The 24,553-nt window shown below is 57.2% G+C and carries 21 protein-coding genes; 16 read left to right on the top strand and 5 right to left on the bottom strand.

The window, feature by feature from the left end:
• Window positions 1-6 precede the first annotated feature (6 nt).
• From acpS to CHR62_RS08885, 5 genes are read left to right on the top strand one after another with little or no spacing between them, the layout of a single operon-like run.
• Window positions 7-450 carry a holo-ACP synthase gene (gene acpS / locus CHR62_RS08905; RefSeq protein ID WP_370318052.1) on the top strand — a complete coding sequence of 148 codons (444 nt, stop codon included), beginning with the start codon at window positions 7-9 and terminating at the stop codon, window positions 448-450.
• Window positions 450-1,493, top strand: coding sequence for a beta-N-acetylhexosaminidase (nagZ, locus tag CHR62_RS08900; RefSeq protein WP_093970400.1), 1,044 nt, complete (start codon window positions 450-452; stop codon window positions 1,491-1,493). The genes acpS and nagZ overlap by 1 nt, the downstream gene beginning before the upstream one ends.
• On the top strand, window positions 1,456-3,279 hold the full coding sequence (gene uvrC / locus CHR62_RS08895; RefSeq protein ID WP_093970399.1) for an excinuclease ABC subunit UvrC: 1,824 nt from the start codon (window positions 1,456-1,458) through the stop codon (window positions 3,277-3,279). Before nagZ ends, uvrC begins: the two co-directional genes overlap by 38 nt.
• Window positions 3,280-3,294: 15 nt before the next feature.
• Window positions 3,295-3,870, top strand: a complete 576-nt coding sequence (gene pgsA, locus CHR62_RS08890; protein WP_093970398.1) for a CDP-diacylglycerol--glycerol-3-phosphate 3-phosphatidyltransferase — start codon at window positions 3,295-3,297, stop codon at window positions 3,868-3,870.
• A 42-nt stretch (window positions 3,871-3,912) separates the two neighbouring features.
• Window positions 3,913-5,175, top strand: coding sequence for an MFS transporter (locus CHR62_RS08885; RefSeq protein ID WP_123660690.1), 1,263 nt, complete (start codon window positions 3,913-3,915; stop codon window positions 5,173-5,175).
• Between the two features lie 27 nt (window positions 5,176-5,202).
• Here the strand turns inward: CHR62_RS08885 and queF are convergent, their stop codons facing one another.
• Window positions 5,203-6,027 carry an NADPH-dependent 7-cyano-7-deazaguanine reductase QueF gene (gene queF / locus CHR62_RS08880; protein WP_123660689.1) on the bottom strand — a complete coding sequence of 275 codons (825 nt, stop codon included), beginning with the start codon at window positions 6,025-6,027 and terminating at the stop codon, window positions 5,203-5,205.
• 112 nt (window positions 6,028-6,139) lie between these two features.
• Between queF and CHR62_RS08875 the strand changes: the two genes are divergently transcribed.
• The 9 genes from CHR62_RS08875 to CHR62_RS08835 are packed head-to-tail and all read left to right on the top strand — an operon-like array spanning window position 6,140 to window position 12,673.
• Window positions 6,140-7,117: a hypothetical protein gene (locus CHR62_RS08875; protein ID WP_123660688.1), complete on the top strand. Its 978-nt coding sequence runs from the start codon at window positions 6,140-6,142 to the stop codon at window positions 7,115-7,117.
• Between the two features lie 9 nt (window positions 7,118-7,126).
• Window positions 7,127-7,312 (top strand): cbb3-type cytochrome oxidase assembly protein CcoS, encoded by a 186-nt coding sequence (ccoS, locus tag CHR62_RS08870; protein WP_123660687.1) that lies wholly within the window; start codon window positions 7,127-7,129, stop codon window positions 7,310-7,312.
• Window positions 7,313-7,356: 44 nt separating this feature from the next.
• Window positions 7,357-8,862 carry a cytochrome-c oxidase, cbb3-type subunit I gene (gene ccoN, locus CHR62_RS08865; protein WP_093970393.1) on the top strand — a complete coding sequence of 502 codons (1,506 nt, stop codon included), beginning with the start codon at window positions 7,357-7,359 and terminating at the stop codon, window positions 8,860-8,862.
• Between the two features lie 11 nt (window positions 8,863-8,873).
• Window positions 8,874-9,533: a cytochrome-c oxidase, cbb3-type subunit II gene (gene ccoO, locus CHR62_RS08860; RefSeq protein WP_093970392.1), complete on the top strand. Its 660-nt coding sequence runs from the start codon at window positions 8,874-8,876 to the stop codon at window positions 9,531-9,533.
• Window positions 9,534-9,535: 2 nt separating this feature from the next.
• The gene (locus CHR62_RS08855) at window positions 9,536-9,739 is read left to right on the top strand and encodes a cbb3-type cytochrome c oxidase subunit 3 (protein ID WP_123660686.1); all 204 of its coding nucleotides are present in this window, start codon (window positions 9,536-9,538) and stop codon (window positions 9,737-9,739) included.
• The gene (ccoP, locus tag CHR62_RS08850; RefSeq protein ID WP_093970390.1) at window positions 9,732-10,634 is read left to right on the top strand and encodes a cytochrome-c oxidase, cbb3-type subunit III; all 903 of its coding nucleotides are present in this window, start codon (window positions 9,732-9,734) and stop codon (window positions 10,632-10,634) included. The genes CHR62_RS08855 and ccoP overlap by 8 nt, the downstream gene beginning before the upstream one ends.
• 11 nt (window positions 10,635-10,645) lie before the next feature.
• A complete protein-coding gene (ccoG, locus tag CHR62_RS08845) occupies window positions 10,646-12,154 on the top strand; it encodes a cytochrome c oxidase accessory protein CcoG (RefSeq protein ID WP_093970389.1) in 1,509 nt (502 codons plus the stop codon).
• A 25-nt stretch (window positions 12,155-12,179) separates the two neighbouring features.
• The gene (locus CHR62_RS08840; RefSeq protein ID WP_093970388.1) at window positions 12,180-12,428 is read left to right on the top strand and encodes a hypothetical protein; all 249 of its coding nucleotides are present in this window, start codon (window positions 12,180-12,182) and stop codon (window positions 12,426-12,428) included.
• Window positions 12,425-12,673 (top strand): hypothetical protein, encoded by a 249-nt coding sequence (locus CHR62_RS08835; protein ID WP_093970387.1) that lies wholly within the window; start codon window positions 12,425-12,427, stop codon window positions 12,671-12,673. Before CHR62_RS08840 ends, CHR62_RS08835 begins: the two co-directional genes overlap by 4 nt.
• 13 nt (window positions 12,674-12,686) lie before the next feature.
• Here CHR62_RS08835 and CHR62_RS08830 read toward each other — a convergent pair whose 3' ends face one another.
• Together CHR62_RS08830 and CHR62_RS08825 are read right to left on the bottom strand one after the other, a co-directional pair.
• Complete coding sequence (locus CHR62_RS08830) at window positions 12,687-13,415, bottom strand: helix-turn-helix domain-containing protein (protein ID WP_093970552.1); 729 nt, start codon at window positions 13,413-13,415, stop codon at window positions 12,687-12,689.
• Window positions 13,416-13,520: 105 nt separating this feature from the next.
• Window positions 13,521-14,429: a LysR family transcriptional regulator gene (locus CHR62_RS08825; protein WP_093970386.1), complete on the bottom strand. Its 909-nt coding sequence runs from the start codon at window positions 14,427-14,429 to the stop codon at window positions 13,521-13,523.
• 81 nt (window positions 14,430-14,510) lie between these two features.
• On the opposite strand from CHR62_RS08825, the gene clpB reads away from it, so the two are divergent.
• Window positions 14,511-17,111 carry an ATP-dependent chaperone ClpB gene (gene clpB / locus CHR62_RS08820; protein ID WP_123660685.1) on the top strand — a complete coding sequence of 867 codons (2,601 nt, stop codon included), beginning with the start codon at window positions 14,511-14,513 and terminating at the stop codon, window positions 17,109-17,111.
• Between the two features lie 149 nt (window positions 17,112-17,260).
• Here clpB and CHR62_RS08815 read toward each other — a convergent pair whose 3' ends face one another.
• Together CHR62_RS08815 and glnE are read right to left on the bottom strand one after the other, a co-directional pair.
• Window positions 17,261-17,920 carry an epoxyqueuosine reductase QueH gene (locus CHR62_RS08815; RefSeq protein WP_093970384.1) on the bottom strand — a complete coding sequence of 220 codons (660 nt, stop codon included), beginning with the start codon at window positions 17,918-17,920 and terminating at the stop codon, window positions 17,261-17,263.
• A gap of 76 nt (window positions 17,921-17,996) precedes the next feature.
• Window positions 17,997-20,789 (bottom strand): bifunctional [glutamate--ammonia ligase]-adenylyl-L-tyrosine phosphorylase/[glutamate--ammonia-ligase] adenylyltransferase, encoded by a 2,793-nt coding sequence (glnE, locus tag CHR62_RS08810; protein WP_370318054.1) that lies wholly within the window; start codon window positions 20,787-20,789, stop codon window positions 17,997-17,999.
• Window positions 20,790-20,890: 101 nt separating this feature from the next.
• On the opposite strand from glnE, the gene CHR62_RS08805 reads away from it, so the two are divergent.
• Window positions 20,891-24,544, top strand: coding sequence for a YhdP family protein (locus tag CHR62_RS08805; protein ID WP_123660683.1), 3,654 nt, complete (start codon window positions 20,891-20,893; stop codon window positions 24,542-24,544).
• Window positions 24,545-24,553 lie beyond the last annotated feature (9 nt).

Genomic DNA, 24,553 nt, shown 5'->3' with positions numbered 1-24,553 from the left:
TTGAACGTGGCCGGAACCGGCACGCCGACAGCCCTTGCCGGCATTGGCACCGACATTGCTCGGGTCGATCGCATCGCCGCGGCGTATAACCGCCACGGCGAGCGCTTTGCCCGGCGTATTTTGGGTGAGCACGAATTGCCGGTGTTTGAGCGAAGAAAATCTCGCGATCCGCAGCGTGGCATTCGTTACCTGGCAACGCGTTTTGCAGCCAAAGAGGCTTTCTCAAAGGCGATCGGGCTGGGCATGCACAGCCCCATGAGCTGGCGACAGATGGAGGTCATTAACGCGCCGGGCGGTAAGCCTCAGGTCTGGCTGAACGAGCCTTTGGCATCGTGGTATGCGGCGCGCTTTGGCGCGGCCCATGTGTCGGTCAGCGATGAAAAAGATATGGTCACTGCGTTTGTGGTGGTCGAAACACAATCTGCCCCCAGGCAGCAGGAGTCTTCATAATGGCAGTGATTTTGCCTCCCGGCCCAGTGATGGTCGATGTTCAGGGGTGTGCCCTGACAGCCCACGAACTTGAGCGTTTGCAGCATCCGCTGGTGGGCGGGGTTATTTTGTTTTCGCGCAACTTCGAAAGTCGCGAGCAATTGACGGCGTTATGTCAGGCCATTCATGCCGCACGCAACGAACCGTTGCTCATTACTGTCGATCACGAAGGCGGGCGTGTACAGCGTTTCAAGTCCGACGGGTTTACGCCGTTGCCGTCCATGCGTCGCCTGGGCGAAATCTGGATGGACGACTCGTTGGCCGCCATGCGTTTGGCTACCGAAACAGGCTATGTGCTGGGCGCCGAGTTACGCGCCTGTGGTGTTGACCTGAGCTTCACACCGGTGCTCGACCTCGACTATGGCGGCAGCCAGGTTATTGGCGACCGCGCGTTTCATCGCGAACCGCAAATTGTGGCTATGCTGGCGCGCGCGCTTATTCAGGGCTTGATGCTGTCGGGTATGGCCGCTTGCGGCAAGCACTTCCCGGGTCATGGTTACGTGCAAGCCGATTCGCACCACGAAATTCCCGTCGACGACCGGCCCTTGGAAGACATCATGCGTGAAGACGCCGCTCCGTATGGCTGGCTGGGCGATATGGTGCTGCCTTCTGTCATGCCGGCACATGTCATTTATTCGCAAGTTGACCCGAACCCCGCAGGTTTTTCGTCGTTCTGGATCAACACCATTTTGCGCGAGCATCTGAACTATAACGGTGTGGTGTTTTCTGATGATCTGACAATGGAAGGGGCTACCGTCGCTGGCGATATTCTGGCGCGGGCAAATGCCGCACTGACGGCGGGCTGCGATATGGTGCTGGTGTGTAATCGCCCAGACCTGGCCGACGAGCTGTTGGGGCGGCTTGAGCATACGTCGTCAGAATCATCCATTGCACGCATTCGCGCGCTGATGCCCCGTGTTGTGTCGCCCGATTGGGCTACGTTGCAAAGTCAGGCCCGTTATCAGTATGCCCGAGACCTTCAATCTGAAATCATTTCTGGCTGACCTGCCCAACTTGCCTGGCGTTTATCGTCACATCGACGAAAACGACGAGGTGTTGTACGTAGGTAAGGCGCGCGACCTCAAAAAGCGGGTGTCGTCGTATTTCCAGAAAAATCTGGCCAGCCCGCGCATTGCCCATATGGTGGCGCGGGTCAGCCGGATCGAAGTCACGGTGACGCGCACCGAGGCCGAAGCGCTGCTGCTTGAAAACAACCTCATTAAGCGGCTGCACCCTCGCTATAACATCTTGTTCCGCGACGACAAGTCGTATCCGTACCTGCATGTCAGCGGCCATGAGGCGCCGCGTATTGCCTATTACCGGGGCAGCACGGCCGGAAAAGGGCGGTATTTCGGGCCCTACCCAAACAGCTGGGCCGTACGCGAAACCATTCAGATCCTGCAAAAGGTGTTTCGCTTGCGTACGTGCGAAGACGGTGTTTATGCCCATCGGTCGCGCCCGTGTCTGCTCAATCAGATTGGTCGGTGTTCCGCGCCCTGTGTCGGTGCCATCAGCATTGACGCCTATCAGGCCGATGTCGAGCGCGCCGTGCGTTTCCTTGACGGCAAGGCTTCCGAGGTCATGGCCGACATCGAGCGCCGCATGCTGTCGGCGTCCGAGCAATTGGCGTTTGAAGAAGCGGCCGTATTACGCGACCAGATGGGCGCGTTGGCCAGGGTGCTGCAGCAGCAAACCATGGAAGAGATTGGCACTGACGACGTTGATGTGATCGCAGTAGTCGCGGCCGGGGGGCGTGTGTGTGTCAATCTGGCGATGGTGCGTGGTGGTCGCCACTTGGGAGACAAGGCTTTTTTCCCTACGCATACCGACGGCGATGCGCCCGGCGAAGTCCTGTCGGCGTTTATGGCTCAGCATTATCTCGATCGCCCCATGCCTGCCGTTATTGTTTGTTCTCATGCGTTGTCAGACCCCGATCTTATGCCTTTGCTGCAAGCGCAAACCGGAACGAAAGCAAAGGTATTGACCCGGCCGCAAGGCGTGCGCAAATCGTGGTTGGAGCAAGCCACTAAAAATGCCGAAATGGCGCTGGCCCGTATGCTGACCGAATCCGGCGCACGGGCGGCACGCACCCTGGCGCTCGCCGAGGCGTTAGGCCTGGACACGGACGAAACAGCACTGGACGCCTTGCATATCGAGTGCTTTGATATCAGTCATACGGCAGGCGAGGCGACACAAGCGTCTTGCGTGGTGTTTCGTCATCACGAAATGCAGCCATCACTGTATCGGCGCTACAACATTGCCGGCATTACGCCGGGCGACGATTATGCCGCCATGCGCCAGGTGCTGACGCGGCGTTTTACCCGTGTGGCTGACGGGCAAGCCGAGATGCCCAGTGTGGTATTAATCGATGGTGGCAAGGGGCAAGTCGAGGTCGCCCGGCAGGTATTTGCCGAGTTGGGGCTTGATACTCAGGTGTTGGTCGGTGTGGCCAAAGGCGAGGGGCGCAAGGTGGGCCTGGAAACACTGGTTTTTGTCGACGGCCGCCCACCCGTGGCTTTAGGGGTAGAATCTGCCGCATTGATGCTGGTTGCGCAAATTCGCGATGAAGCGCACCGTTTTGCTATTACGGGTATGCGTGCGCAGCGTGCCAAAGCACGTAATGTTTCGCGTCTGGAACAGATCGAAGGGGTCGGGGCCAAGCGCAGACAAAAGCTTCTGGCCCGTTTTGGTGGTTTTTCGGGCGTTGCCGCCGCCAGTATCGATGACCTGCGGTCAGTCGACGGGATTTCCGACGAGTTAGCCGAACGCATTTATTTCGCCCTGCGATAAGTTAGTATTGAGCCTATGCCGACCAATTTCCCAATGATGCTGACGTGGCTGCGGATCGTCATGATCCCGCTGTTCGTTGCGTTTTACTATGTGCCCGAAAGCTGGCTGTCGGTACCCATGCGCGATACCGCTGCGGCGGTCGTGTTCATTGTCGCAGCCCTGACCGACTGGTTCGATGGCTGGCTGGCGCGCCGCTGGAATCAAACGTCGTCATTCGGCGCCTTTCTCGATCCGGTCGCCGACAAGCTCATGGTATCTGCGGCGTTGTTGGTCTTGCTCGACCTGCAGCGAGTCGACGTGTTTATTGCGCTGATCATCATTGGCCGCGAAATCACGATTTCGGCCCTGCGCGAATGGATGGCCAAAATCGGCGCGAGCGGTAGTGTCGCCGTGCACTGGTTGGGTAAATTCAAAACCGCAGCGCAAATGGTCGCCATACCGTGTCTACTATTCTGGCAACCCTTGTATGGCTTGCCACTACATTGGGCGGGCCAGGTGCTGATTATTGTGGCCGCCATTCTTACGGTATGGTCAATGTTTTATTACTTGCGCCGTGCCTGGCCGCAAATTCGCGCCAAGTCGGGTGCATGACCCGATCGAACCCAATCGTTTTTATTCGTTTCTGCTAACGTCATGACCACAACAACCGTCGAGCATTTCGCTGACTCGCCCCAAATTCAGCGTCGCGACTGGAAAATCATCACGCTTATCGGTGCGGCGCATTCTTGCTCGCACTTTTTCCAGCTTGTTTTTCCCACATTATTCATTGCACTGAATACTGAGTTCGGGTTCAGTTACAGCCAACTGGGCCTGCTGGTGGCGATTTTCTTTGTGGCGTCGGGCATCGGGCAGGCGTCGTCCGGGTTTATTGTCGACCGCATCGGCCCTACGCCCGTGCTGCGTTTCGGGCTGGCCAGTTTTGTGGTGGCTGGCGTGCTTATCGGGCTGGCTAATGGTTACGCCATGTTGGTGCTGGCGGCGCTCATCGGCGGGTTTGGCAACTCAGTGTTTCATCCCGTTGATTACTCTATCCTGAACCATCGGGTCAGCGCGCGCCGATTGGGTCATGCGTTCAGTACCCACGGCTTTACGGGCAACCTGGGCTGGGCACTCACGCCACTCTTCATGTCGGCGCTTATTTATCTGGCCAACTGGCGTGTCGCGGCCATTGGTGCCGGCGTGCTGGTAGCGATTGTTTTGGTGTTTGTTTGGCGTGGCCGCGAATTGCTGGCTGGTAAAAATGTTGAACAGACCGTGGTCGGTCAGGCGCACAAAGAGGGGTCGCTGGCGTCCAAGTCGGTAGGTCAAACTTTGGCAACGTTGGCCCGGCAGTCGGCGTTGTGGGGTGCGTTTTTCTTTTTTGCGCTCACGTCCGTGTCTTTGTCTGCGGTTCAGAATTACAGCATCCCCATGCTGGGCGATGTCTACGATATTGATGCCGTTCTGGCCGGTACGGCGCTGTCTGCCTATATGCTGGCCTCGGCCTTGGGCATGATCGCGGGTGGCTTCTTGGTCAGTGCCAATCCGCGTACCGAACTTACTATTGCCGGGTCACTGGTGCTAGCTGGTGTATTGCTCGTGGTGTTGGCCTCGGGCCTTGTCACCCCCTGGATGGCCATGGTGGTTGTGGCGATAGGTGGGTTTTGCGCCGGTGTGTCCACGCCTTCGCGCGATATGCTCATTCGAAAAATTACGCCCAAAGGGGCCACCGGCACCGTTTATGGCCTGGTCTACTCGGGCATGGATGTCGGCGCATCGCTGGCGCCGCTTGCGTTCGGTATTATGCTCGACCTGGGGTTTGTCAAAGGCCCCTGGATAGGCGGTGCAGCGGCATTTGTCATTGCGGCCGCAGCAGCCCTTGTTATTGGCCGCTCGACCGCAGCACGTAGCGGCTAAACGTCGGCGCTAAAAATAAAGCGGGAGTTATTGGCGCGGTGTGCGCTGCACCGATACCTGTGCCGTTGGGTGGCTGCTGCGCCAGGGGTTGATGTCTAGCCCGCCCCGGCGGGTGTAGCGTGCATAAACCTGTAATGCACTGGGTTTGCACAGGTGCCAAAGGTCGCAGTACATTTTCTCGACACAGTGCTCATGAAATTCGTTGTGCTGACGCAGCGATACGATATATTTCAGTAGGGCGGCGCGGTCTAGTTGGGGCCCCGTATATTCTATTTGCACGCTACCCCAGTCGGGTTGGCCGGTTACAGGGCAGTTTGACTTCAGCAGGTCGGAAGTCAGTGTTTCAGTTACGATTTGCTCTGGGTTGCACTGCAGCAAGTCTGGGGCGGGCTGGTAGCGGGTAATGTCTACATCAATATCGTCGATGTTGTCGCCCGCCATGGCGCGGCAAGAAACCTCGAGCCCGGCTTGTAAAGGCGCTATCTCGATCTGTACTTCGCCGCCGCTGGCCGCATCCAGATCTTTTTGCATCAGCTTCTTGACGTCATCAATACTTTCAAAGCGGGTTTCGTTGAACGAGTTCAGGTAGAGCTTGAAAGATTTTGACTCGATAAGAAACGGCGTGCTGTGGGGTAGGGTAAAGCGTCCCATGGCCACAACGGGCTTGCCTTTTGCGTTTAGCCACGACAATTCGTAGGCCGTCCAGATATCTGCGCCATGCCAGGCGGGTAGATTACCCAGGCTTTCGCGGTTGTTGGCCCGCGCAATCGGGAACAACAAAGAGGCATCGTAAGTTGTAGGGTAGACAACGTCATGGCCCAGCGGCGCGTTAACAAGGTCGGAATGGCTCATGGTGACAATATAAAAACAGTGATCAGGCCCTTATAGGCCGAAGTGTTCGCATTGTAGCGGGTCTTGATTTTGATCAAGCGTCTAAACCTATCTTTCATGTACAGTTTTAAACATGTCAGCCTGGACGTTATTTGCACCGCCTAAAAACTTGTCCGATGCCGATCGCAACGACCGGCGTCATATGCTTGCGCGTCTGGGCCTGGCCTGGCTGGGCATGATGCAAGTCATGATGTTCGCCTTCCCGGGCTATGTGCGTCATCGGCCCATGTCACCCGAAGACTTGTCGTTCCTCGATGAGGCCATTGTGCTGCTTAATTGGCTTAGCCTGGTTCTGACGGTTCCTGTCGTCTTGTACTGTGCCTGGCCTGTTTGGCGGGGGGCTTTCTCGCGGTTGCGCCAGGCGTCGGTCAGCATGGATGTCCCTGTCGCTTTGGGGATTCTGGCTGCGTTCATTCCCAGCGCTTACGCAACCTGGGTCAACCGAGGCGAGGTCTACTTCGAATCGGTCACCATGTTTGTGGCCTTTTTGTTAACGGCCCGCTACCTCGAATTCTGCGCTCGTCAGACGGCTGGCCCGGCGGGCAGGCAAACAGCGCCTGCTCATCAGCGCATCGAATCGGCCCGCGCACTGATGTCGGTGGGGGCCGATCGCGTTGCATTGTGGTTCACCATTGCGCAACTGGGTCTGGCTTTTGTTGTGGGCGCTATCTGGATTTCTTATGCCCCCGAACACGCGGTGGCTGTCACAGTGGCTTTACTGGTCATCAGTTGCCCGTGTGCTTTGGCCATGTCGGTACCCACGGCCGTATCGGCCGCCCATGCCGTCGCCCTCGAACGCGCTGACCTGACCCCGGCCGAACTCAGCGCTCTGGTAGAGGCCGCCCGTCGCACCGCCAATCAAAGTCTTTACGGGTCTATGGCCTGGCACCTGTTGTTGACGCCGTTGGCTGCCATGGGCTATGTCCAGCCCTGGCTGGCCGCCATCACCATGCTGGTGTCATCGCTTGCTGTTGCCGCCAATGCCTGGCGTCTTTACCGACGAATGTCGGTGCCGCCGGTATTGCCGTTGTCAGCTGCAGTTCAGGGTTAAGGCCATACCATGGGGGCGTTGTATTTGTTATTGCCCATTTCGCTGGTTTTGGTAGTTGTCATTGGTATTGCATTTTGGTGGGCTATTTTTTCAGGCCAGTTCGACGATGCCGACGAGGCTGCGCGGTCAATTCTCGAAGATGATGATACGACTGCGTCGCCTGACGAAGCCGGCCAGCCGGACGACAAAACTTAATTAACAACAATATTCGTTTTACTTTTCGCAACTAGGGGATTCTCATGGGCACTTCCGGCACGCTGGGGAAACAGGCCGAGACCTTCAATTATGGTGTGGTGCGGCAGTTCACCATCATGACCATATTTTGGGGGGTTATTGGCATGGCGGTGGGTGTATTGATTGCGGCGCAGCTCTTCTGGCCGGAACTCAATTTCAATACACCATGGCTTAGCTATGGCCGTTTGCGGCCGGTGCACACCAACACCGTCATTTTTGCGTTTGGCGGTACGGCCTTGTTCGCTACGTCTTATTACGTGGTGCAGCGTACTTGTCAGGTCAGGCTGTTTTCCGACAAGCTGGCGGCGTTTACATTTTGGGGCTGGCAGGCCTGTTTGCTGGCGGGCTTTTTAACCTTGCCCATGGGCTTCACCAGCACTAAAGAATACGCCGAATACGAATGGCCCATCGACATCCTCATCACCCTGGTCTGGGTGGCTTACGCGGTGGTGTTCTTTGGCACGATTGTCAAACGCCGTGTGCGCCATATTTACGTGGCCAACTGGTTCTTTGGTTCGTACATTCTGACCATCGCCATTTTGCACATTTTCAATAACATCGAAATCCCGGTTTCGATGTGGAAATCGTATTCGGCCTATGCGGGCGTGCAAGATGCCATGGTGCAGTGGTGGTACGGTCATAATGCGGTGGGCTTTTTCCTGACCACCAGCTTTTTGGGCATGATGTATTACTTCGTGCCCAAGCAAGCCGAACGCCCCATTTACTCGTATCGTCTGTCGATTGTGCACTTCTGGGCACTGGCATTTACCTATATGTGGGCCGGGCCTCACCATCTGCATTACACCTCGCTGCCCGACTGGACCCAAGCCTTGGGTATGGTGTTTTCCTTGATTTTGCTGGCGCCCTCGTGGGGCGGCATGATCAACGGGATCATGACTTTGTCTGGCGCCTGGTACAAGTTGCGCACTGACCCGATCCTCAAGTTTTTGGTGGTGGGGCTCTCGTTCTACGGGATGTCCACCTTCGAAGGTTCGATGATGTCGATCCGCACGGTTAACGCCCTGTCGCACTACACCGACTGGACAGTCGGCCACGTGCACTCGGGTGCGCTGGGCTGGGTATCCATGACGATTTTCGGGTCGCTTTATTACCTTATCCCTCGTTTGTATGGTCGCACCGCAATGGCCAGCATGAAGCAGGTCGAGCTGCACTTCTGGCTCGCCACCATTGGTGTTGTGCTGTATATCGCATCGATGTGGGTTGCGGGTGTCATGCAGGGCCTGATGTGGCGCGCCACCGGCGATGACGGCACGCTGACCTACAGCTTCGTCGAGTCGGTCAAGGCAACCTATCCCTTGTATTTCATCCGCTTGCTGGGTGGGATCATGTTCTTGTCGGGCATGTTGTTGATGGCCTGGAACACGTTCAAAACGGTAGTGGGCCAGCCCAGGCCAAATCCTCGGGTTTATCTGTACAACCCAGACAGCACTGATCCTGCGCTGGTTGGGCCCGCTTCAGACAAAGCCGTGACTGGCGCTGCATCGGCATAAGGAGAAACAACATGGCCAACGAGAAAAAGAAATTTTTCAGTCACGACACCCTCGAAACCAATATTGGCTGGATGATCATCGCAAGTATTCTGGTGGTGAGTATTGCCGGTCTGGTTCAGATCGTTCCGTTGTTCTTCCAGCATTCCACTACGCAGCCTACCGAGGGTGTCAAGCCCTACGAAGCCCTGCAACTGGTGGGGCGCGACCTCTACATTCGTGAGGGTTGCGTCGGTTGCCACTCGCAGCAAATCCGTATGCTGCAATCCGAAGTTCAGCGTTACGGCCCTTACTCTTTGGCGGGCGAGTTCGTGTACGACCATCCCTTCTTGTGGGGTTCCAAACGCACGGGACCCGATCTGGCGCGTGTAGGCGGTCGTTATTCCGACGAATGGCACCGTGTGCACTTGCGTAACCCCCGAGATCTGGTCAAAGAGTCGAACATGCCGGCGTACCCGTGGTTGGCCCAGAACAAGGTGGAAGGCGTCGATGTGCAGGCACGTATGCGCGCCCTGCGTGTGCTTGGCGTGCCTTATACCGATGAGCAAATCGAAGCGGCACCGGCGCAACTTAAAGGTAAGACCGAAGAAGATGCCATGGTGGCTTATTTACAGAGTTTGGGCGTTGCCGGTCGCGAAGCTGCCGCCAAGGCCGTGGCAGAAGGGAGTCGCTGATCATGGGCGTTCTTAACGGCATTGTTACTTTAATTGCACTGGTGACCTTTATAGGCATTGTGTTCTGGGCGTTTTCCAAGCGTCGCGCCAAAGCCAACGAAGAAGCGGCCATGCTGCCATTTGCGCTGCCCGATGAGGCTGCCACCGAAGACAACGGCAGCACGCAACCGTTGGGCCGTCAGTCAAAAGGGGATTCTCATGAGTGACTTTTTCAGTGGTTTCTGGGGGTATTTCATTACCAGCGTTACCTTGCTGGGTATCGCCTTTTGCGTCTGGCTCTTGTTTACGCAACGTCGGTGGCTTGGCAAAGACGTCAAGCAGGTAGACGATACCGGCCACGTCTGGGATGGCAATCTAACCGAACTTAACAACCCCGTTCCGCGCTGGTGGACGGTGTTTTATGTCTTGCTTTGTGTGTTCAGCCTGGGCTATCTGGTTTTGTACCCCGGCTTGGGCACGTTCCCGGGGATACTTAATTACTCATCCGCCGAGTCCGTGAAACAGGCGCAAGCCGAGCTGGCCGAAAAAATCCGGCCCGTGTATCAGCGTTACGAAGCCATGTCGATTCCCGAGATCGCCAAAGAGCAGCAGGCCCGCGAGATCGGTCAGCGTCTGTTCTTGAATGCCTGTGCCCAGTGCCACGGCTCTGACGCCAAGGGGGCGCCCAGCTTTCCCAACCTGACCGATAACGATTGGCTGTACGGCGGCTCTCCCGAGCAAATCATGCAGTCCATTACCAAAGGCCGTCACGGCATCATGCCGCCCATGGCGGCCCAGGTTAAGCCCGACGAGGCCGCAGCTATCGCACAATATGTCAGGTCGTTGTCGGGGCTGGCCAGCGATCCGCTGATGGTGGTCCCCGGCAAGCGTGGCTTCGAAACGTTCTGTGCTGCATGTCATGGGGTTGACGGCAAGGGCAACCAGGCCCTGGGGGCGCCCAACCTTACCGACGACGTTTGGCTATACGGCAGTTCGGCGGCAACTATCGTCCAAACCATCATGAACGGTCGGAACAACCAGATGCCTGCACAAGAGGGCATCCTGACGCCAGAGCAGATCCGTATGCTGACAGCATATGTCTGGGGTTTGTCTAATAACTAACCGGAAGCATCATGGACAAGAAACCCGTCGTCTCAACTGAACCCCTGACCGGGGATCAGCCGATCCCGGCATGGCAGCCGCCCAGGGTCGAGGCGACGGTGTCCAAAGGGGCGTCGCCCCAGGTCGAGCAAGCGCTGGCCGATGTGCGCCGCAAAATTTACCCGCGTTCGGTCAGCGGTATTTTTGCCCGCTGGCGCATCATCATGGTGTTTTTTACCCAGATCATTTTCTACGGGCTGCCCTGGCTGGAGTGGGGTGGGCGTCAGGCAGTATTGTTCGATCTGGGGGCGCGGAAGTTTTACATTTTTGGCATGGTGTTGTGGCCGCAAGACGTCGTTTATTTGGCCGTTTTACTGGTCTTGTCGGCGTTGTCGCTATTTTTGTTTACCGCCATCGCAGGTCGGTTGTTTTGTGGGTATGCCTGCCCTCAAACCGTCTACACCGAAATTTTCATGTGGGTCGAACGCAAAATCGAGGGCGATCGCCTGGCGCGCATCCGCCTCGATGAGCAACCCTGGACACTGCGAAAACTCAGGCTGAAAGCGGCCAAGCATCTGGTCTGGGTACTTATTGCCTTCTGGACAGGTTTTACGTTTATTGGCTATTTTGCGCCTATCCGCGAGCTGGGCGCAGGCCTTTTGGCGCTGTCGCTAGGGCCCTGGCAGTGGTTCTGGATGGTGTTTTACGCTTTTGCCACGTGGGGTAATGCCGGCTTTATGCGCGAAGCCGTGTGCAAGTACATGTGCCCTTATGCGCGGTTTCAAAGCGTTATGGTCGACGACGATACCTTTGTGGTCACATACGACCACGTCCGAGGCGAGCCGCGCGGCGGGCGCTCGCGGCGTATCGATCATAAAGAGGCCGGGATGGGCGACTGCGTCGACTGTAGTCTGTGTGTGCAGGTTTGCCCCACGGGCATCGATATTCGCGACGGCCTGCAGTATATGTGCATAGGCTGCGGGGCTTGTGTCGATGCCTGTGATCAGGTGATGGACAAAATGGAATACCCGCAGGGTCTGATACGTTATACATCGGGCTCGGCAATCACCGAACGCTTGACTCAAGCCGAAGCGCGCAAGCGCGTGTTTCGCCCGCGCGTGCTGTTCTACATCGGCTTACTGGTTGTCATTATGGCGGGCTTCTTGTATGCGCTGGTGGTTCGCGAGACGCTTAAGGTTGATGTCATCCGTGACCGTGGGGCGCTGGGCCGAGAAGTGGCTGGCGGACTGATAGAAAACGTTTACCGTTTGCAGATCATGAATACCAGCGAGGCGCCGCTGACCTTGCAGTTGCGGGCCGATGGCCTGCCAGGGTTATCGATTGCGCTGGCCGAAAACGCACAACGCTCTTATTTTTACGTCGAGGGGTCGGCCAACCGACTGGTGCCGGTTATCGTGCGCGCGCCGGCCGGTCAGGTACAGCCGGGCATGCACGATATTTCAATTATCGTTTCCGACCTAAACCCGGAAATTGCGCCGCGCAACGTTGCTGAAAAAACCAGCTTTTACGTACCTCAGTAAACCCGAACAATAATCAGGTGGAGCCATGACTGAGCAAAACAAGACAACAAACCCCTGGTGGAAAGAACCCTGGCCCTGGATCATTATGGCCGGGCCGTTTTTGGCGTTGGTGGGGTGTGCCATCACTATTGCGCTGGCGGTCAAACACTTTAGCGGCGAAGCTATTACCGATGGGGGCGTTCGGCAGGGTTTGGTCGTCAAGCGGGTAGGCCCAGACCGCACCTTGCAGACACCGCCGGCAGCCACGCAAAACGACGTAAGGGGCAAGCCATGAACCGCTATTCTTTAATGTGGATTTTATGGCCGTCTTTTTTGCTGGCCGGGGCGGGCAGTGCCGCAGTATTTGCGCTGATCGACCCTTTAGACATCGCCGTGTTCGGTTCAATGCATTTCAGCCGCGAGGTTGTTTATGCCGCAGGCTTTTTTATTTTTTGGGTGGTCACGGCGTTGTCGAGTGCGCTGACGCTGTACATGGCACCCCCCGAGGGGCCGGCCAAACTAAAAGACGATGGTTTGTGAAGCCTGCCTTCGCTTAGCCGCAGTCGCTGCCGGCAAGTTCACGCAGGGCTGGCAAGTCGAGCAACTGGACTTCGCGCTGATGAATACGAATGAGGTTTTCTTTGGCAAACCGCGAAAACAGCCGGCTGACGGTTTCCAAAGTCAGGCCCAGGTAACTGCCGATTTCTTCGCGGCTCATGCGCAAAATGAATTCGGTTGACGAATACCCCAAAATGGAAAGCCGTTGCGACATATTGACCAAAAACGCGGCCAGGCGCTGTTCGGAGCGCAGCACGCCCAACGCCATGACTAATTGCTGCGACCTTTTGATTTCTTGGCTGGTCAGCCTGCGCAACTGGTGCTGTAACGCCGGCACATGTGCAATAACGCGGTCAATTTCATTGACCCGGGCAACACAGACTTCGGTGTCTTCAAGAGCAATGGCGTGCGAAAGCTGCTTGCCTTCCAGGAAGCCGTCGAGCCCGACGATTTCGCCAGGCAACAGAAAGCCGGTGACCTGGATATGGCCGGTTGCGTCTTCGAGTTGGGTTTTCATCGAGCCCAACCGAATGCCGTAAATGGCATGGGCTGGATCGCCTGTTGCAAACAGGGTGTCGCCTTTTGGGATACGTATGCGCTCTTGGACGACTTCTTCGAAACGAGCAATATCGACAGTTGACATCCCCACCGGAAGGCACAGGCTATTAAGCATGCAGGTCGAACAGCGATGGGAATCGGATGTCAGCGGGATTTTTTTCTGCATACAGGAAACAGACTGATTATGCGCGGCTGGCATATGCACATAGCTCTATGGCATAAGCTAATGGGCAGATTGTCTGATCATTGTACATGCTTTAAAAATTAATGCTTAGTGTGAATCCCAGTAGCTGGTTTGCGCATACGTGACTTTAAGCATGTCGGTAAAAACCTGCAATCGGGGGGGGATATGTCGGCGTTCGGGCATAAGAGCAAAGATACCGTTGGGCGGAGCGGCGAATTCGTCAAGCACGGTGACCAGGCGGCCTTCATCGATGTCCTGGCGTACTTCCCACAACGATCGCCATGCCAGGCCGCATCCGGCCAGCGCCCATGCGTGCAGTACCGAGCCATCGCTGCTGCTCATGGTGCCCTTGACCCGGTATGCTTTGACGTGGCCTTCTTGTTTCAGCAGCCACCCGCGCGATTGGTTGCCCTGGGTGCCGAACGACAGGCAATTGTGGTTGACCAGATCGTCGGGCGTGTTGGGACGGCCGAAACGGTTAAGGTAGTCGGGCGAGGCGACGATCACCCTGCGGTTGTCGGCCAACCGTATGCCCACATATTGCGAATTGTCCAGGTCGCCAATACGAATGGCGCAGTCATAGCGTTCGTCGATCAGGTCGACCAGTCGGTCGCTCAGGTCAAGCGTAATGCTGATGTCAGGGTAGCGTTGCAGAAAGTCGGGCAGCAGGGGGGCGATGTGGCGCCGTCCAAACCCTGCCGGGGCGCTGATTCGCAGCGGGCCGCTGGGGCGCGTCCCGCCTTGGGCCACTTGGGCTTCGGCTTCGGCCAGGTCGCGCAAAATGCGCTGGGCTTCTTCCAGAAAAAGCGCACCTTCAGAGGTCAACGACAGGCGGCGTGTCGATCGTACAAAAAGCTTGACCCCCAAACGGGCTTCCAGGGCGTCCAGACGTCGGCTCATCATGGTGGGGGCGATGTCCTGGGCTCGGGCCGCCGCCGACAGGCTACCCAGCGCAGCTACCGCGACAAAACTTTCCAGTTGTTTGAACTTATCCATTTCACATCTTGAAATTTCTTTGGCAGGCCTTATTTAATCATCATTCGAGCAGATGCTCTTACCCTACAGTGAAAGACGATTATGCGATTCGACAAATTGACCACGAAATTTCAGCAAGCGATTGCCGACGCGCAAAGCTTGGCTGTGCAAAATGACAACCAGTATATCGAGCCGGTGCATGTGCTTGCGGCTTTGCTGGCCGATACCGATAGCGGCACTGGCAGTTTGCTGGCGCGAGCCGGTGTGGCCACCAGTCGCCTGACTTCTAGCCTGAATACGGCCATAAAGGCACTGCCTCAGGTCAAAGGGGCCGGCGGCAATGTGCAGGTTGGCCGCGAACTTCAGGCCGCTTTGGCGCGTACCGACAAAGAGGCGTCTAATCGCGGCGACACTTATATTGCCAGCGAGCTCTTTTTATTGGCGCTGGTCGATGACAAAGGTGAAGCTGGGCGTTTGCTGCGCGAGGCTGGCCTTCAACGCAAGCCGCTCGAGGCCGCAGTTGAGGCCGTAAGGGGTGGCGCAACGGTATCCGACGCTGAAGGCGAGTCTAATCGCGAAGCCCTGAAAAAATACACGACCGACCTGACGGAACGCGCGCGCGAAGGCAAGCTCGACCCGGTGATTGGCCGCGACGACGAAATCCGCCGTGCCATCCAGATTCTGCAGCGTCGCACCAAAAACAATCCGGTCCTGATCGGTGAACCTGGCGTGGGTAAAACGGCGATTGTCGAAGGCCTGGCCCAGCGCATTATTAACAATGAAGTGCCCGAAACCCTGAAGGGTAAGCGGGTGCTTTCTCTTGATTTGGCGGCCTTGCTGGCCGGCGCCAAGTACCGGGGTGAGTTCGAAGAGCGTCTGAAAGCAGTGCTCAAAGAGCTATCGCAAGACCAAGGCGGCATTATTGTCTTTATCGACGAGATCCACACCATGGTGGGTGCCGGCAAGGCCGAGGGTGCCATGGATGCGGGCAATATGCTCAAGCCGGCCTTGTCGCGCGGCGAGTTGCACTGTATTGGGGCGACCACCCTCGACGAATATCGCAAATACATTGAAAAAGATGCCGCGCTGGAGCGTCGATTCCAGAAGGTGTTGGTTAACGAGCCCGACGTCGAGTCGACCATTGCCATTTTGCGCGGTTTGCAAGAGCGCTACGAGCTGCACCACGGTGTTGCCATTACCGACCCGGCTATTGTGGCGGCGGCCGAACTTTCCCACCGGTACATTACCGACCGTTTCCTGCCGGACAAGGCCATCGACCTGATCGACGAGGCGGCGGCGCGCATCCGTATGGAGATCGACTCCAAGCCAGAGGTCATGGACAAGCTGGATCGTCGCATTATTCAGCTCAAAATCGAGCGTGAGGCTGTCAAGAAAGAGACCGACGAGGGTTCGTTGCGCCGCCTGAAAGCGATTGAAGACGAGCTTGAAAAGCTGCAACGCGAGTACAACGATTACGAAGAAATCTGGAAGGCCGAAAAGGCGGCCGTTCAGGGATCACAGTCGGTGAAAGAGGAAATCGAGCGTACGCGCGCCGAGATGGCCGAGTTGCAACGCAAGGGTCAGTTCGACAAGCTGGCCGAGCTGCAGTACGGCAAATTGCCCGAGCTGGAAGCACGGCTGAAGGCGGCCGAGGCTAGCGGCGACGGCGATAAGACCGCCGAAACAGACAAGCCACGCTTACTGCGCACCCAGGTGGGCGCCGAAGAAATCGCTGAAGTGGTGGCACGCGCCACCGGCATACCCGTGTCTAAAATGATGCAGGGCGAGCGCGCCAAGTTGCTGGGTATGGAAGACCATCTGCACCGCCGTGTGGTTGGGCAAGACGAAGCAGTCAGTCTGGTGGCCGACGCTATTCGCCGTTCGCGTGCGGGTTTGTCCGATCCGTCGCGTCCTTACGGTTCGTTCCTGTTTCTGGGGCCGACGGGGGTGGGTAAAACCGAGCTCACCAAAGCATTGGCCGACTTTTTGTTCGACTCTGAAGAGCATCTGATTCGTATCGACATGAGCGAGTTCATGGAGAAGCATTCGGTGGCTCGCCTTATCGGTGCGCCTCCGGGCTATGTCGGTTACGAAGAGGGAGGCTATCTGACGGAAGCGGTGCGTCGCAAACCCTACAGTGTGATATTGCTGGATGAGGTAGAAAAGGCCCACCCGGATGTCTTTAACGTGTTGTTGCAGGTGCTCGATGACGGTCGTCTTACCGATGGTCAGGGGCGTACTGTCGATTTCCGTAATACGGTTGTCGTGATGACGTCGAACTTAGGATCGCAACATATCCAGAGTATGGCCGGGCAGCCTTATGAGGTCATTAAAGAGGTCGTCTGGGAGGAGCTCAAAACGTCATTCCGTCCCGAGTTTCTGAATCGTATCGATGAAGTTGTGGTGTTCCATGGTCTGGATGCCAAACACATCGAGTCTATTGCCAAGATCCAGATTCAGCGCTTGCAGCAGCGTTTAGCTCAGCAAGAGATGCGTCTGGAGGTGTCGGATGTGGCGTTGGCGCAGTTGGCTCGAACAGGCTTTGATCCCGTGTTTGGTGCCCGGCCGTTGAAACGGGCGATTCAGCAGCACATTGAAAACCCGGTGGCGCGTTTGTTGCTGGAAGGCAAGTTCGGACCCAAAGACGTGATTCCGGTCGATTGGCAGGATGACAAGTTTGTGTTCGAACGTACGTTGCAGTAACACCGGCTTTACCCAAAAACATCGGGCACCTCAGGGCGCCCGATGTTTTTGGCATAAATATGACCGGCTGAATGAGGGCGTTTGAGCGGCCCGACCCGGCAGCGTTCGAGTGCGATACAGACCTCGGCTGAGGTCGATAGCGATTTGGCCTAGAGGATTTCTTCGCGACCGTAGAACTTGACGCCGATTTGCACGGGATCGCGGCCCTGGGCCCTGCGGTGGCGATTAGTGTCGCGCAGCGAATAGATGCAGCCGCAGTATTCTTGTTGGTAGAAGTTTTCGCGTTTGCTGATTTCGATCATGCGGGCCGACCCGCCGCCTTTACGCCAGTTGTATGTCCAGTACAACATGCCGGGGTAGCGCGCTGCTGCGCGTTCGCCGCACCCGTTGATCTGGTTCATGTCTTTCCAGCGAGAAATGCCCAACGAGCTGGTGATGGTGTCGTAACCGTTTTCGTAGGCATACAGGGCGGTGCGCTCGAAGCGCATATCGAAACACTGCGTACAGCGTTCGCCGCGTTCGGGCTCGTTTTCCAGGCCTTTGACGCGTTCAAACCAGTTGTCGCGGTCGTAATCGGCATCGATGAATTCTATGCCGTGCTCTTGTGCAAAACGGATGTTTTCGTTTTTGCGAATGTCGTATTCGCGATCGGGGTGGATGTTGGGGTTGTAAAAGTAAATGGCGTAATCAATCCCTGACGCTGTCATGGCTTCCATGACTTCGCCGGAGCAGGGGGCGCAACAAGAATGCAGCAAGACTTTCTTGCGTGATTCGGGCAGATCGAGGATGGGGCGTTTAATGTCAGTCATACTGTTATTTTAAGCGGGCTGCCGGAAATTCAAAAGGGCCAGCGCCGACGGGTGTGTTTTACCCTGGGGCTTGGGTTCAATCACCAATGACCGCCTTCCAGAGCGCGCATACGGCCTCGCGTTCAGGCAGGAACTGATCAGCAGGAATTCGCGCAATATCGTTACCCTGCAGTCGCATTTCGTGCTGCGCCTTTCGAAACACCCGATAGGCATCGGCAACTTGGGCTGACAGTTGTTGCGGTATCAGGCCGGCGCGTGCGGCCAGACCTAACAGGGCAATATTGCCCAGGTTGTCGAGCAACTCGGGGTGGGCGGTCGATGTTGAGAGCACCAGGTACTGCGTAATGAATTCGATATCAACCATGCCACCACGATCGTGTTTGAGGTCGAACAGCTCGGTGGGGTTGGGATGGCCGGTCGCGATTTTTTCGCGCATTACCTTGACCTCGTCACGCAGTTTGTTGGGGTCGCGCGGCAAGAGCAAAACACGCTGCCTGATTTCTTCGAATCGTGCGCCTACGGTCGGGTCTCCGGCGGCAAAACGGGCGCGTGTAATAGCCTGATGTTCCCAAGGCCAGGCATGTTCAAGCTGATACTGTTCAAAGGCATCAAGCGACACGGCCAGCACGCCGGCGTCGCCGTCGGGGCGCAGGCGCAGGTCAATTTCGTACAAACGGCCCGATGAGGTCATAGTAGATAGCCACGAGGCCATGCGGCGGCCCAGTTTGGCGTAGATTTCACCAGCATCGTCGCGATCGTCGTCGTATACAAAGACCAGGTCGAGGTCAGACGCGTAACCGATTTCTTTACCCCCTAGCCGGCCATAGGCAATGACGGCAAACCGGGGCGCCGGCAAGGGGGAGACGGTCTGACCCTTGGGTTGAACCAGCGGCCAGACGCGTTGAATGGTTTCCGCCAGCAGCATATCGGCTAGCGCCGAGAGCTGGTCGGCCAGTTGTTCGACGCTGAGTACGCCGCCCAGGTCTTGCGCCAGTAACTGAAAACTGACCTGACGCTGGATGTCGCGCATCAGGTTCATTTGCTGTTCGACGTCGGGCTGCCCGGTCGGCAGCATGCAGGCATCGAGTTCGCTACGCATATGCTGCGCGAGTTCTACGAAGTCGGGCGGCGCCATGAGGGAGTGCCATTCGATCAGGCTGTCGAGTAGAAGCGGATACTGACGCAAGTATTGCGCCGCCCACGGGCTGGCACCCACAATCCGGGCGACGCGGGCCAGAATCTCGGGGTATTCGGCCAGCAGCGCCAGGTACGGGCTACGCTGCACGATTTGTTCGATCAGTTCGAGCAGGCGCAGCGCCGTTTGTTCGGGGTTGGCGGTCTTGGCCGCTGTTTCGATAATGGCTGGCAACAGGGCCTTGAGACGTCGGCGGCTGGTGGTGGGCAGGCTGCGCACCCGGTGACTTTGGCGCAGGCTGTCGATACGCTGAAGCAGTGTTTCGTTCGGGCTGCCGAAATGAGTTTCGATATGTCGGGCCATGGCATCGTCGGCTGCGGTAGCGGTGCCAGGCTCGGGCTCGGGCGTTTTGGCCGTAGTTTCGCCGTCGTCCCCCATGCCGGCAAGCCGGAAGGCATTGCGGAAAGTACCATTGACGAAGGCACGATGGGCAGCCAGGGTTTCTTCAAATTCGCCGGCCGTCATTCCTATGGCTGTGGCCAAGTCTTCGCGAAGCTGCGGGTTGTGAGGCAGTAAATGCGTTTGTTCGTCTTCGCGATACTGCAACAAATGCTCGGTGCGGCGCAAAAATACGTAAGCCGCCTCAAGCCGTTTGGCCAGCGTTTCGTCGATAACTCCGGTAATGACTTGTTGCTGTAGTGCTTTTAACAGCCCCCGTTTTTGCAGCGATGGGATACGTCCACCGCGAATCAGCTGGTTCAGTTGCACCACAAATTCGATTTCGCGAATGCCGCCGTCGCCGAGCTTGATATTGTGTGTGGCATCGATGCCGTTGCGCTGGCTGGCTCGCCGATTCCAGTCTTCGCGAATACGTTCGCGCAGGGCCCGAAGCGATGACAATGCGTCGAAGTCGAAGTACTTGCGGTAGACGAAAGGTTTGCGAAGGGCCTCGAGCTGGGCCTCTTGCTGGCGCATATTGCTGCCGGCAAATGCCTGGGCAGGAATTACTCGACCTTTCAGCCACGCATAGCGCTCCCACTCGCGCCCCTGCGTAATCAGGTAATTTTCAAGGGCGTCCAGGCTCCAGGCCAGAGGCCCTGAGTCGCCATCGGGGCGCAGGCGTAAGTCGGTGCGGAAAACTTGCCCATTGGCGTCGGGTTCTGACAAAACCGGCATCATGCGCTGCGTGAGGCGCCCGTAAAACTCGTGGTGACTGATGCGGCGGCGCCCGTCGGTTTCGCCTTCTTCGCCGTACAGCATGATGAGGTCGATGTCTGACGAGACATTCAGTTCGCGTCCACCTAGTTTGCCCATGCCGATGATCAGCATTTCTTGAGGGTTGCCTGTGGCGGGATCAAGGGGAATACCATGTACCCCTGCCAGGTCTGCCGCCACAGCCCGGTAGGCGTGAGCAATGGCCAGGTCGGCGAAGTGGCTCATGGCGCCGACTACCTCTTCGAGTGGGGCCAGGCCGGCGAGGTCGCGCACCAGCAGGGTATAGAACACCCGTTCGCGTGTCTGGCGCAGTGCTTTGCGCAGCACGTCGAGCGTTGGGGCAGGGGCTGTCAGTTCGTGCCCTGCCAGCTCGGTAAACCAGCTGTCGATAAGTGATGCGGTTACAGATTGGCCGCTGGCCTGTTCAAGCCATGATTCGAAGCCGGTGTGGGCGCTGGTTTTGCGGCGCAAAGCGCCCGACCAGCGCAATGCCGGTGCAAGTGAAATACGGGACATGATTGCAGCCAGGTATGGGGTAATTGAAGACGCTAAGGCATAATTCAGGTATAAGACTCCAAAAGATACAACAAAACCCCCTGTTCCGGTAAACATACTCCCACGTGCGTCAGATCTACCCCTATATCCGTTGGCTGGGCCGCACGGCGCTGGTGCTTTACTTTGTGCTGGCCGCCCTGGTGCTAGGGGTACGTTACTGGGTTCTGCCTAATATCGACAACTGGCGTCCTTACATCGAACAGCAGTTGTCGGGCGCCTTGGGCAGTCCTGTCACGCTAGGCAAGGTGTCGGCGTCGTGGTCGGGGCTTAATCCATCGCTGCAGGTCGAGCAACTGGCCGTGAACAACGCCCAGGGGCGGCAGGTATTTTCTTTGCCCCAGGTTAACGCGCAATTGCATTGGCTGGGTTTGCTGGGCGGGCAGATCAGGCTGCTGGGTCTCGAAGCCACCGGACTGACGCTCGACATCCGTCGTGGGCCCGATGGCCGTATATGGCTTATGGGTCAACCCCTTGAGGCCGATGACGGTAGTACATCTGACACGCCGCATCCGTTTGCCCAATGGTTGTTGGCGCAGCGCTACATTGCCCTTGATCACGCAACATTGCGCTGGCGCGACGAAATGCGCGATGGCCGGCCCTTGACGCTTGACGATGTGACCTTGCAGTTCATGAAAGCGGGCCAAGGGTATCAAGCATCGTTGACGCTTAATGCACCGGCTGCGCTAGCGGGGGCGCTCAGCTTGTCGGCTGAAATTCAGTATAAAGATCAAACCCTTGAACTCACCGATCCGGATGCCTGGTCCGGGCGTCTTCACACACGCATGACTCAGTTGCAGCCACAGGCGTGGGCGCCCTGGATTGATATTCCGCAGCATCTAACCCAAGGCGAGGTTTCGGGCCAATGGTGGATTGATGTGCAGCCGGGGCAGTCGCCCGTCATCACGGCCGATGTGCATATTAACGAAGGCCGATGGCAGCTTGATGAGCTTGAATCCCACTATATTCAGGCTGGAAATGTGCAGGTGTATGCGGGTGGGCCATGGTCTGCCATTAAAGCCATTTTTGAAGCGCTGGGTGTCGAGCAAAGCCGGCCCACGCCTGCTGTGGAAGGCGATGAAGTGCAGTGGCGGCTTCGGGCCGAACAGTTGCAGCTCTCGATGCCCGACGTCTTCGATAGCGGGTTGGCTTTTGAGCGCCTTGCTCTTGACGGGGCATTTCAGTTAGACGCCGGGCAACGTTTTGTGGTGCCGATACGGCAGGCTCATGTGGTTAGCGACGCCATGGATCTGGTGCTTCAGGGGCAATGGCAGCAGGGTGATGCGGGTACGGCGGGTGTCGCAGATTTTAAAGGGCGGTTCAATCGGGCCAGTCTGAATCAAATTGGCGCGCATTTGCCAAAATCGGTCGACCCTGACGCGCGCGAATGGTTGGGCTATGGGTTGATGTCAGGGCAGTTGCTATCGGCCGATATCGTGTTGGTCGGCCCGCTCGATTATTTCCCGTTCGGCGAAGCGCCCGATCAAGGCAAGTTTCAGATTGCCGGTCGTTTTGAAGATACCGATATTGATTATGCGCCGGCTGATGCAAACGGGCCCGGTTGGCCTCGACTGACGGACGTGAAAGGCTTGGTGATGCTCGATCGGGTCGACCTCCGTTTGTTTGCTGAATCTGCCCAAGTCAGCCCTGCCGAAGATGTTGCGATTGCTTTAACAGATGTGAAGGCGCGCATTCCAAATATCGAGTTCGATGCGGTACTGACGGTGCAGGGGGCTTCGGTGGCGCCAGCATCGTCTTATTTGGCGTTGGCACATCACTCTCCGCTTGGTGGCTTGCTTGATAACGCCCTAGATCTGGCCCAGGCCGACGGGCAGTGGCAGGTACCCTTGAAGTTGCGCGTCCCCTTGTTGAATACCGACGACACCACGGTCCAGGGGCAAATTTTATTTGATGGCGGTCAGGTCGTGCTTGATCCGGACGTCCCCGCATTGCAGCAAGTGAGCGGACATCTGAACTTCTCGGATACGGGGCTGGACACTGATAACCTGAAAGCTACTTTTTTGGGTGGGCCCTTGGCGGCGCGAGGCGGCATAGGGGGAGGGCGCAAGGGTTTGGCTCTCGAGGGGCGCATTGCAGCCAATGCGCTGGCTGAGTTTGTAGATCTCGAAGGCATGAAGCGGTTGTCTGGCGCTATAGATTACACCGGCACCGTCCGACGCTTACCCACCCGTCGCTACGCCATGGCCGTCCAATCGACATTGCAGGGGTTGTCGGCCGATTTCCCAGAACCGGTGGGTAAAGATGCGCAGCAGCAGCGTACGTTGCGTGCCGAATGGGTACCTTTGGACGGCGGTTCGGCGCGTCTTGACGTTAGTTTGCCCAACGACATCCGCTTGCGCCTGTTGCGGCGTGTCGCTCGCGACGCCCAGGCTTATTTCGATGCGGTGGCCATTGGCGTTGGGCAGACACCGGTGTTGCCCGCCCGCGGCCTTGCAGTAGATGCCCGTTATCCCGAAATTGATGCCGATATCTGGATGGATATCGTGGACGAGTTCGATCGCAGTCTATCGGGGCGCGCGTCTGTAAAGACAACGGGCTCGCGCAAACTGCCTTTATTGCCTTCGTTACGCCAACTTCGAGTGCAGGCGGGGCAGCTTAAAGTGTATGGGCTTGAGCTTGAAAAGGCGACGTTAACCGCCGCGTATCAACCCATGGCGCAGTGGCGTATTGATGTCAGCGCAACTGAAACAGCCGGGACCTTGTTCTGGAAAGAGGCCAATGGGGACCAACGTGAAGCGGTAGACGGCAAATTCGAGCGCCTAGCCCTGGGACGTGCCGGGCAAGACGGTGAGGCATCTAAGGCCGATCAGGCGCCTGATGAAACCGGCCTGGAGCATTTCGATATCCCGGAGCTTGCGCTGGAGGTCCGCAACTTCACCTTGTATGGCAAACCGTTGGGTCAGCTGATGGTCTCGGGCCTGAATACGCCGCAGACGAAGCAGTGGGAGCTGAATCGTTTAAGTATCAAGAATGAGTCAGCCGAGCTCGAAGGAACGGGGCTTTGGAAATTGTCGGGGCCAGACCGTGGTTTGTCGCTGGATGCGGAGCTTAAAGTTGCCGACCTCGGTGGATTGCTTGAGCGTCTGGGCATGCCCGATACGGTCTCGGGTGGCAATGGGTCGATGAGCGGGAACATTCGCTGGGGCAATATGCCCTGGCGCTTCAGTCGCGCTGACATCAGTGGCCAGTTGCAGCTCGACTTGCGCAAAGGGCGGTTCAGTTCGGTTAATTCAAGATCTGCAAGAATTCTGGAGTTATTGTCATTCCAGTCTATCCAACGTCTGTTGACGTTCGATCTGAACCCCAACGGTATGTTCCGTGAGGGGTTTCCATTCGACTCTTTTGGGGGCACGCTGGCCATCGAGCGTGGCGTGATGACGACCAACAACTATCGCGTCGAAGGGCCTGTCGGTAATATCAGCCTGGGGGGCGATGTTAATTTGGTCGACGAAACCCTGAACTTGCAGGCTATGGTTGTGCCCAACCTGGATATGAGTGGCGCCGCATTGGCGGGCATTGCCATCAACCCCATTGTCGGGGTAGGCGCGTTTTTGACGCAGTGGCTATTAAAGGCGCCGTTATCGCGAGCAATGACCCTGCATTACCAGGTAACGGGCAAATGGGACGAACCCCGGCTGCAAGAAGTTACCGACAAGCAAAGCGCCGGTAACGGCAATATAAAAAGCGCAGCGGGCGAATAAAAACCACAG

This window comes from Pusillimonas sp. NJUB218 (assembly GCF_003788685.1).
Taxonomy (GTDB): Bacteria; Pseudomonadota; Gammaproteobacteria; order Burkholderiales; family Burkholderiaceae_B; genus Neopusillimonas.
The sequence above is the reverse complement of the archived record's forward strand: the minus strand, read 5'-3'. Positions and strand labels throughout refer to the sequence as shown.